Annotated in this window: 7 protein-coding genes and 1 tRNA gene; 3 read left to right on the forward strand and 5 right to left on the reverse strand. The window is 46.4% G+C overall.

Annotation, left to right across the window (positions count from 1 at the left end; genetic code table 11):
* Nucleotides 1-30 precede the first annotated feature (30 nt).
* The 3 genes from QUB66_RS20400 (at nt 31) to QUB66_RS20410 (ending at nt 2,040) form a co-directional block, all read left to right on the forward strand.
* On the forward strand, nt 31-453 hold the full coding sequence (locus QUB66_RS20400; RefSeq protein ID WP_332968656.1) for a hypothetical protein: 423 nt from the start codon (nt 31-33) through the stop codon (nt 451-453).
* Between the two features lie 12 nt (nt 454-465).
* Nucleotides 466-1,626 (forward strand): pentapeptide repeat-containing protein, encoded by a 1,161-nt coding sequence (locus QUB66_RS20405; RefSeq protein WP_332968658.1) that lies wholly within the window; start codon nt 466-468, stop codon nt 1,624-1,626.
* A 132-nt stretch (nt 1,627-1,758) separates the two neighbouring features.
* Nucleotides 1,759-2,040, forward strand: coding sequence for a hypothetical protein (locus QUB66_RS20410; protein ID WP_332968660.1), 282 nt, complete (start codon nt 1,759-1,761; stop codon nt 2,038-2,040).
* A 46-nt stretch (nt 2,041-2,086) separates the two neighbouring features.
* Here the strand turns inward: QUB66_RS20410 and dpdE are convergent, their stop codons facing one another.
* The 5 genes from dpdE to QUB66_RS20435 all read right to left on the reverse strand — a co-directional run.
* Nucleotides 2,087-5,545: a protein DpdE gene (gene dpdE, locus QUB66_RS20415; protein ID WP_332968661.1), complete on the reverse strand. Its 3,459-nt coding sequence runs from the start codon at nt 5,543-5,545 to the stop codon at nt 2,087-2,089.
* A gap of 90 nt (nt 5,546-5,635) precedes the next feature.
* Nucleotides 5,636-6,292: a glutathione S-transferase gene (locus QUB66_RS20420; RefSeq protein ID WP_332968663.1), complete on the reverse strand. Its 657-nt coding sequence runs from the start codon at nt 6,290-6,292 to the stop codon at nt 5,636-5,638.
* A 320-nt stretch (nt 6,293-6,612) separates the two neighbouring features.
* Nucleotides 6,613-7,560 (reverse strand): oxygen-dependent tRNA uridine(34) hydroxylase TrhO, encoded by a 948-nt coding sequence (gene trhO, locus QUB66_RS20425; protein ID WP_332968665.1) that lies wholly within the window; start codon nt 7,558-7,560, stop codon nt 6,613-6,615.
* Nucleotides 7,561-7,614: 54 nt separating this feature from the next.
* A tRNA-Gly gene (locus QUB66_RS20430) sits at nt 7,615-7,686 on the reverse strand.
* Nucleotides 7,687-7,970: 284 nt separating this feature from the next.
* Nucleotides 7,971-9,881 (reverse strand): calcium-binding protein (locus tag QUB66_RS20435; protein WP_332968666.1); only part of this gene is annotated, 1,911 nt, incomplete at its 5' end.

A 9,881-nucleotide genomic window follows, 5' to 3' on the forward strand; every position in this document is an offset into this window, starting at 1 on the left:
AAAATTGATATAACTTTATACCGTGCCGTAATGACTGCGCCACCAACTCCGCCACCGACAGCATCCCAATCAAGTCCAACTGCTGTAGAACAATCTCCTCCAGTCAGTACGCGATCGGGTACATTCATCCAAAAGGTAGTGATGAATGTTTTAGAGATTGTCGATCAGGTGTTCTATGCGTTGATGGGTAAACTTGGGAGAACAGTTTATGGATCAATTCAGGATGCGATCGCGATCGGTATTATTTTAAAGCTTCCCGGTTTAATCGGTGAAATTATTATCGGTAAAGATTTTTCAGGTTTCGATATTTGTCTGCAAGAAAGCCCTTGGGGTGTATCTCGTTATGCTTGTTTCATTATTGTAGCTTCTGATTTTTTGTTGTGGATAGTTCTCGCAGGTCGAATCATTGGTCGATTTTGGGCAGATTTAAAAGATTTGAAAAATAATCCCTAGGAGATATTTGATATGACTTTAGTCAACCGCAAACAAATTAGTCTTTATCAAGAAGCTGAAGCTGGATTAAATTCTTTAGTAAAGCAAACGGCTCAAGTTGGTGTTGGTTTGTTGGGGATGCTGTTGCTGACAGGAGGAAATCCACCAGCTTTGACAGTAGGGTTAAGTGTAGTTGGGGGAATTGCGTTTGTTGCTTGGAGCGAAGAAAAGCGACTGACTAAATTTTATGCGCGACAGACTCAGATAATACATAATTCTGTCATTGCGACTGAAACGACGCAATCGGAACTCAAACATAATCCTGTCATTGCGAGTGGAACGACGCAATCGCAAATTCCTAATACCAGTGAGTCTGAACCGACTAAATTTGAGGGACGACAATCGCAACTTCCTAACTCTAGTGAGTCTGAATCGCTTGCAAATGACATCAAACAAATCCTTGAAGCAGATACAGATAATTTATCGGAATTGATGAAACAGGCTGGTCTAAATCCAGATGAAGATTTAGCAGGAGCTGATTTAAGTAGTGTTAAAGCAGTTGGCTGCAAATTGAGTAGATTCAATCTCAGCGGTGCAAACTTAGATCATGCCGATTTGAGTCGTGCTGATCTGAGTTCGGCTAACTTAAGCAATGCTAAACTAACAAACATAAAACTTTGTCGCGCTGACTTAAGTGGCGCCGACCTGCGCGGTGTCAACCTGAGCGGTGCTAACCTGAGCGGTGTCAACCTGATCCGTGCCGACCTGCGCGGTGTCAACCTGAGCGGTATCAACCTGAGCGGTGCCAAACTGAGCGGTGTCAACCTGAACGGTTTCAATCTGAGCGCTGTCAACCTGCGCGGTGCCAACCTGATCTTTGCCAACCTGATCTTTGCCAACCTGAGCGGTGCCAACCTGAGCGATGCCGACTTGTGGACTGCCGAGTTGAGCGATGCAGACTTGAGCAATGCCAATTTAAGCAATGCCAATTTAAGCAATGCTAATTTAAGCAATGCTAATTTAAGCAATGCCAATTTGCACAATGCTAATTTGACGGCAACAAACCTGAGCACCGCCAAAGTAGAAAGTGCTCGATTTGGTAACAATGTCGGACTTGATGAAGATGCAAAGTACGAACTAGAAAAGCGAGGTGCAATCTTCCCGCAAGATGAGCGAATCGCAGCAATGGTGTAAAATTTGTGTTTAGACGGCAAAACATCGGCCAAGTTAAGAGTTGCCGTCATCTGTATTGAGTCGCTTGATAAAAATGTGTCTTCAATACGAGCTATGATAGTTGGGTAACGTTGGAGCAAGTAAAAAACTAACATGAATCAAACTTCTACAGTTACGATCGGCAACACATTTTATACAATCCTCGCAGAACTCTCTGCAAGCTCTGGAAAATCAATCCAAGCAGTTCTCGAACAAGCAATCGAACAATACCGAAGACAACAGTTTTTAGAAGCAGCAAACCAAGCTTATATTGCTCTACGCAATAACCCCGAAGCTTGGCAAGAAGAACTTGAAGAACGATCGCTCTGGGACACCACTTTAGAGGATGGTTTAGACTTTTTGAACTGTGGGGCACAGTCTCTCCAACAACATTAATAATGGTAGAGGAAAGACTGCGTATTCTTTTGAATTTATAGCTAAATTATCCCTCATCCTCCGATTTCACAGGAGCACGCCCAGAAATCACAATAAATCCCACAGACTCCAGAGTCAGGTGCGGGCGGCGAATTCCCGCTAAAACCGCTTGACTCAACGCACTTTCCGTACTGATTTCATCAGCCAAAACCGATTCTAAAAGTTGTGCCGATTTAGAAAGTCGATTCAAACGTAATTGCAATTGATTCACCCGGTTTTCAAGTTGAATTGCAGCACTGATAGCGGAATTATTGCACATTTCGACAAAAGCCTCACGCCCGCGCAGCAATTCCTCAGATACCACCCGCCCCTTTTGACAAAAATCATCCCAATCCAGCGGATCGACAAAACTGTCAATCATCGAAGTACGATTTTTCGACAAATTGTAATCCCGATTCGGGCCGCCTTTCCCCTTATAACCCCGCTGCAAAATTGCCAGAACTTCCGCATCTTCTACCAGAGACATTTGTTCGCTGCGAGCATCTACATACACCGTTTCAAAAGTTGGCAGAAACAGAGCATCAGCACGCCGCTGCAAAGCTTTCAAGTTGTAATTTTCGATGTTTTGTGCTTGCAAAACTTGAGCAGCAGGCTGCACATCAGTCTGGATTGAATAATTAAATTGGAAGCCAAACCATTCCTTCCCTTCCGCAGCATCCCAACTTTCATCGTGGCGCCACATCGCAAAAGCTTGACCCCGATCGTCCCAGCGAACATAAGCGCCCAGTGCATCAATTAATCCCTCGCCAGTTCGGTAAAGAACCACATCGGTATTTTGATGAGCAATGCGCCGATTGTAACTACCGTATTGCTGACAATAGGGAACTAATCGAGTTGTCAAATCCTTGGAGGGAATTAAGGTTTTTTGAGTAGGTTGATAGCGCATCAAACCAGATATACTCGGATGTTCGACTTGTTTGAAGTGGAGAGCTTGACACAGCCAACCTTCCGCCGCCCGCTGCATTTCTTTATGGCCTGCATCGCAGTTGTCGAGGGATTCAAAATACTGAGATGCGCTGTCATCGAGTGTGTCTATTTCATCGAGAGCGTACTGTTCATCGATTTTGATTTTCTCTTGTTCGATTTCAGTTTTAATCGATTCAAGTTCGCTTGATAAGCCTTTTGCTCCTTCAGTAAACAACTTTTCTTCAAGTTGAATGAGCTTTTTGTCAGCATAAAACTGAAGGCTGGAAATAGATTTGTTGAAGATGTCAAACCCGTTTTTCAAGACTTGAAACCAAGCTTCGTGGGGACTGTCGGGCATATCCGGGCCTGCAAACAAACAAAATTGGACTCCCATTTTGCTACCAATGCGATCGACTCTGCTGAGTCTTTGTTCTAACTGGTTGGGAAACCACGGTACATCGAAGTGGACTAACCAATCTGTTAATTGCAGATTTACGCCTGTTTCTGCCGATCGATCGCACACCAAGACAAAACAATGCGGTTCAGTCTTAAACCGATGCAGACTATCCTCCACATCATCCGCAGACTTGGCCATGTCATGGCTGGCGATCGCCTTTTTACCAAAGATTTTAGCTAAATTCTCCGCAATTTCTTGACAAGTTACCGTAAAACTGGTAAAAATTACAATTTTCGGGAAACGCTCGCCCGGAATCGGTCGTTTAATTTGCTGTTGAATTCTGGAGAGCAAATCGCGAGGATTGGTGTGATACTCGCGCGGAACCTTCAAAGCAACTGCCAAAAATCGCAAAATTGCGATTCGTAACAAACCCAGTCGATCGAACCCTTCCTCGACCTTTGACACGGTGTTGAGTAAGGTTTCGAGAAGTTCCCTTTCTTCGGAAAACAGCGCAGTTCGAGTCAAAATCGCCGTGTCACTTTGTCCAAAATCGCGATCGATCTCTGGACTTGATTTCTTCTGCAAACGAGCTTTGATCACCCGTTCCAAAACATTCAGCCAAGTACCGGAAGCGCGGAAAAATAGCAGAAAAATTCTCTGATATTCGCTAGATTTGGGAGCAGCAGCGCGCCATTTATCGAGTACAGTTTGAATTGCTGACCACTGTTCGTCATTCAGATCGTACTCGGCTTTGGGGACAGTATCGCGATCGAAAATTACATCTTCCACCGCATCTCGGCGATTGCGGAGAATCCGGCGATGGAGGCGGTAGGTATCGCTAACGTGGGTGCGAATAGTTCGGATTAGGCGAGATTTTTCTTCAGTATCTGCGGTTTTCAAGCATTTTTCTAATTCCTTTGCTAATCCGATTAAATAATCATCTTTAGCAAAAAGAGTGCGGAGTTCAGCAAGTTTTGTTTGCAAAACAGCAGGCTGTGTTGTTTCTCGGAAATCCAGTAAAGTACGACCAATTTCGTGACGGCTTTGTACTCGTTCCTTGAAATTTTCCAAATCTTCAAGACGATAGGTTGTGGGATCTAACAAGTGCAACATCGTTAGAAAATCTTGCTCGCGGCCGACGACTGGCGCTGCTGATAATAACAATAAGTTTTTGCTTTTGTGAGCGAGTTTCTGGCAGAGTTCAAAGGATTGTTGCTGATTGCGATCGCCAGAATTAGCCATTGCCGCCAGATCCTGTGCTTCATCAACAATCAGAAAATCGAGGTTAGCGTTGCGGCTAATTTGATTGATTTCGGTAAGAGAAACAAGCTGCACTCTGTCAGCAAAATGAGACAAATAGAATTTATTTTCTAATTCTTGCCGCCACTGTTCGAGTAGGTATTTGGGAGCGATAACCACAGCGCGCCCGTTGGGATCGTCCAGTAGAAATTGGCGGAGAATTGTCCCAGCTTCTACTGTTTTGCCTAATCCTGCTTCATCTGCCAATAAATAGCGCACGATTGGGTCTTCTAAGACGCGCCGCACGACTTCAACTTGGTGCGGGTACAGGTCTATGTTCGCAGAGATTAATCCGGTCATACCACGGCTGACGGCGCGCTGTTCGATCGCAGATTGGACAAATGCCAATCGGCGATCGTGAAAATACGGCGTTTCTTGGCCTTTGACTGCTAAAATGTCGATCGGATCGGCGATCGGGATATTGCAGCGCACGTAAAGTTCGGTTTCGACAGCTTGCAAACTTTGGCTATCGGGGAGGTCAATTTCGTACTCTAACTTATCTTCATCCCAGTCATAAACTCGGCCAATTATCCATCTTTCCTGAGTTGTGCTCCAGAGGTAGCAGCGGGTTTGGCGCTGAAGTCTGGCTTCTTGTAGCAAACCCAAGGGTACAGTTTTGCGGATGCGGTTTTTTACTGAGCAAAAATATTCAATTACGGCATCGGGGTGTGATACCTCGACAACTTTTCCGATTCCCATATCGTTTTTGGGCGATCGAACTAACGAACCAACATCAATCATAATTTCAGCCTGACAATACTTACTAGAATACACTAACGCCTGAGCGACGAGAATAACATTGCATCTTGATTGCGGGTAATAGTATAATTCTAATGTCACCGGATTCGATCGGCTATTTGGCATTTGAATTTAAGCTAGATCGCGGGCAGGATGCCCGCGCCACAAGAGTTTAAGTTATAAATTAAATGTGAGACAGCTTATCAGAATACGTAATTACGATCGCCCAAAAACAACACCTGCATTGCCAGATTCCCATTTCGGGTATTTGTGCATAATACTAGCGTAGATTTCCGAGTCTGTGAAGGCTGTTAACCAAGCTTGTAGAGGCATCCAAGGCTGTTGGTTGAACCAACCTGTATCGGTATGGGCGAATTGACGGACGAAAGGTGCGATCGCCATATCAGCTAATGCTACACTATTACCAAACAAATATTTGTTCGCGCTTAACTGTGCATTGAGTTTCGCGATAAATAAAGCACCTTCATATCGATGCACTTGAGCATCAACATCTGGGTAACGCTCAGGGTATTTATAACGGTCGAGATGATATTTAAATCTATCATCAAATTGAGCAATTAGTGCTAGCATTTCTGTCACAGAACCTTGTTCTGGCATCAACCATTTTTGAGGATCATGTTGTCCCAATGCCCACAACATGATATCAATACTTTGATCGAGTACACGCCCATCAACATCAATCAATATCGGTACCGTACCTTTCGGAGATACATCTAACATTTCTTGTGGTTTGTCTCGTAAAACAACTTCCCGCAACTCACACGCGCGATTGCTAACCATCAGCGCCAAGCGCGCGCGCATAGCATAGGGACAGCGGCGGAAGGAATACAAAATTGGGTAGGTTGGTGACATATATAGCCTTTCTCAAAAAGGTGAGGTACGACTGGGCATAGGGCATAAGGCATAGGGCATAGGGCATAGGGCATAGGGCATAGGGCATAGGGCATAGGGCATAGGGCTATCCTCATCTTTCTGAGAACCGCTATAGGATTAGTCATTAGTCATTAGTCATTAGTCATTAGTCATTAGTCATTAGTCATTAGTCATTAGTCATTAGTCATTAGTCATTAGGAAGGCTTTAGAGTCAGAAACCGGGTTTCTTTCTAGATTTCTCGTCACCCAGCCAGATTTTTCATAGAAACCCGGTTTCTTTGAGCTTCGTGCTAATACTATTAATCGATCGCACTATCGGGTTTTTCCTTAGCATCATAGCGTGCGCCGATATGTGCTTGGTTGCGACGCTTAGCCAACTCAATTTGACGCTGCCGCTCAGATAAGCCTTGTTTTTTAGTTTCAGTTTTCGAGTCATGACAATGAGGACAACTTACACCAAGTACAAAGAATTCTGAAGCCCTATCTTCCTCACTAATTGGGTGACGACAACCGCGACAAAGTTCGTAGTTACCAGGCTTTAAATCATGAACAACAGAAACCCGTTCATCAAAGACAAAACATTCGCCTTCCCAACGACTTTCTGCTTCCGGCACCGTTTCCAAATATTTTAAAATCCCGCCTTCGAGATGATAGACTTCATTAAAGCCTTGCGATCGCAAAAAAGCAGTAGATTTTTCGCAGCGAATACCACCGGTGCAAAACATTGCTACCTTTGGTTTTTCGCGTAAAGCAGCTTCTTTGAGCGCCCATTCAGGTAACTCGGAAAAGCTTTTTGTTTTGGGATTAATAGCGCCTGCAAAAGTACCCATAGATACCTCGAAGTTGTTACGCACATCAACTACGACAACATCAGGATCATCAAGCAGCTTATTCCACTCATCGGGCTTGACATATTTGCCAGCCATGAGGGATGGATTAATATCGGGTATTCCCATCGTGACGATTTCGCGTTTTAAGCGGATTTTCAGGCGGTAAAAAGGTGCTTTTTCCGAAAAAGATTCTTTGTGAACCAAATCAGCAAAACGCGCGTCACAGCGCAAGAATGCGAGCACTGCGTGTACGCCCTCGGATGAACCGGCGATCGTCCCATTGATGCCTTCTGCTGCCAACAAGATAGTGCCTTTGACGTTGTGGTGGTTGCAACAATCGAGTAGCGGTGCTTTGAGGTCGGCAAAATCGGATAATTCAACGAACTTATATAATGCAGCGGTTAAGAAATTAGCCATAGATCGAATTGATAGCACTAATTGATTTTCATAGAAATATGAAAATTCAGTTAAAGCGGGCGGTGGGGCTCGAACCCACGACGTCCAGCATGGGAAGCTGACATTCTACCACTGAATTACGCCCGCGCTTAGTCTTTTTTACTTGCTTTCACCTTTGAGGTGTCGCGGTAAAAAATGACCTGAAACACATTATACAACGATTTTGCGATTCTGAGTCAACCATTTTGACAATTAAGTTTTGGTGGATGGTCGATCGCCCCTCCAAACAAAAAAAAGTCCTGCACCAAAGGCAGGACTTATACTTCTACTCTTCAGTCCGCGGAGGCGGACATCGTTTGTATAGCCGCGGTTTCAACCGCCGGGGCCATTGGAAAAACTGGAGGAGCGATCGATCCGATCGCCCTCAACGCTTAAACGAAGCGCAAAGAGCCACCATCAAGGCTCAGGGGAGAAACAGATTGGACGATCGCAATCAACTCATTTGCAGCCGGAGTCTTCTTGAAAATAGCGGTGCCATCGGGCAATCCAGCGGGAGAAGCACCGAACAAGTAGGTGCTGGGAGCGCCTTGAAGCTGGATGATATCCTCGCTGGAGTCGTAGCCGACAATCAAAGCGTAGTCGCCGGCGCCAGTACCGGTATCGATGCCATCGTTGTAGTAGAACTTGACTGCATCTCCCAGCAAGAAGGTATCGTTACCTTGTGCGCCAATCAGGGTATCGATTTCGCCGCGTCCGGGATTAGTTGCGGTAATATCAACACCAACCAGGAAGTCGTTACCCCGATCGCCATTGAGGAGATCGTTGCCGCCGCCACCAAAGATCACGTCGTCACCTTTGCCTCCAAATGCGGTATCTTGGCCATCGCCGCCAACCAGAGTGTCGTTGCCGCGATTGCCAAAGAGGCTATCGTTGCCGCTGTTGCCAAATAGGGCGTCGTCACCTTTGCCTCCGAAGAATGTGTCGTTGGCGCTATTGCCTACCAAGGAATCGTTTCCGCCGTTGCCAAACAGGAGATTGTTACTGCCTGTGCTAGCTAGAATGTCGTTGCGATTGCTGCCCTGGTTAGAAGGCAGTGAGTCAGTTGGTGTGGGTGTAGGCGTGGCTGTGGGTGCGATCGGCAGTGCGATCGACTGATCCGGCGCTGGCGTGAAAACGGTTGCAGGTGTTGTGCCTGGTGTAGGCGTTGTGCCTGGTGTAGGCGTTGTGCCTGGTGTAGGCGTTGTGCCTGGTGTAGGCGTTGTGCCTGGTGTGGGCGTTGTGCCTGGTGTGGGCGTTGTGACTGGTGTGGGCGTTGTGACTGGTGTGGGCGTTGTTACGGGTATTAGTATGGGTGCGGGCGTTGTTGCCGGTGTTGGTGTTGTTGCCGGTGTTGGTGTTGTTGCCGGTGTTGGTGTTGTGACAGGCGTTGGTGTTGTGACTGGTGTTGGGGCCTCTGGTAAATTAGCTGTGAGAATCGCAGTACCTGAGAGGTTGTTGATGGTTTCGATGAAACCAGCACCTGCAACAGTCGGCGATGCACCGAAGAAGTCTAAAATCACAACGTCATCGGCTGGGCGGGCGATTCCGTCTTTGTTGATGTCAATCAGCAAGCTAGTACCTTGTCGGGTTAAGCCTGTATTTCCCGATGACAGCGACAGCGACAAGCTAGGGCTGGTACTGACATTGTTGCTAAAATCAACAAAGTCTAAGCGATCAATACCACCTGTATCCTGAATTTGAAGTTGACGTTGCCCAGAATCTTGCAGCAGATAGTGATCGTTACCTGCACCGCCTCGCAGCGTATTTCCAATGCTAAATGCGGCATTGAGCGTATCATCGCCAGCACCGCCTTCTACAATGCTATTACCGCCACCACTGAGATAGTCATTGCCCGCACCGCCATCCAAGGTGCTAGCCCCAAATCCGGCAAAAAGCGTGTCATCTCCATCACCACCAGCGAGATTGCCATTTGCACTCAGAAAATCATTGCCCGCACCGCCATCAAGGGTGTCAGTGCCACTGTCGCCAATCAGGGAATCATTTCCCCCACCTCCACTGAGGCTGTCGTTTCCTTCACCGCCCAGCAAGGTGTCATTGCCATCTAACCCACTGAGGGTGTCATTGCCACCGAGGCCTGAGATGTTGTCATTACCGGCAGTGCCTGTGAGGTTATCATTGCCGGGAGTGCCTGTGAGTGAATTGGTTCCTGGTGCCGCCGTAGCCTCAGTGAGATTAGCAGCGAGGATGTCGGTACCTGAGAGGTTATTGATGGTTTCGATGAAACCAGCACCTGCAACAGTCGGCGATGCACCGAAGAAGTCTAAAATCACAACGTCATCGGC

The organism is Microcoleus sp. A2-C3 (genome assembly GCF_036706065.1).
Taxonomy (GTDB): Bacteria; Cyanobacteriota; Cyanobacteriia; order Cyanobacteriales; family Microcoleaceae; genus Microcoleus.

What these genes read in the sequence shown, in the direction of transcription:
- QUB66_RS20400 (WP_332968656.1), top strand. Translation starts at nt 31, where the DNA reads ATGACTGCGCCACCAACTCCGCCACCGACAGCATCCCAATCAAGTCCA.
- QUB66_RS20405 (WP_332968658.1), top strand. Translation starts at nt 466, where the DNA reads ATGACTTTAGTCAACCGCAAACAAATTAGTCTTTATCAAGAAGCTGAA.
- QUB66_RS20410 (WP_332968660.1), top strand. Translation starts at nt 1,759, where the DNA reads ATGAATCAAACTTCTACAGTTACGATCGGCAACACATTTTATACAATC.
- dpdE (WP_332968661.1), bottom strand. Translation starts at nt 5,545, where the DNA reads ATGCCAAATAGCCGATCGAATCCGGTGACATTAGAATTATACTATTAC.
- QUB66_RS20420 (WP_332968663.1), bottom strand. Translation starts at nt 6,292, where the DNA reads ATGTCACCAACCTACCCAATTTTGTATTCCTTCCGCCGCTGTCCCTAT.
- trhO (WP_332968665.1), bottom strand. Translation starts at nt 7,560, where the DNA reads ATGGCTAATTTCTTAACCGCTGCATTATATAAGTTCGTTGAATTATCC.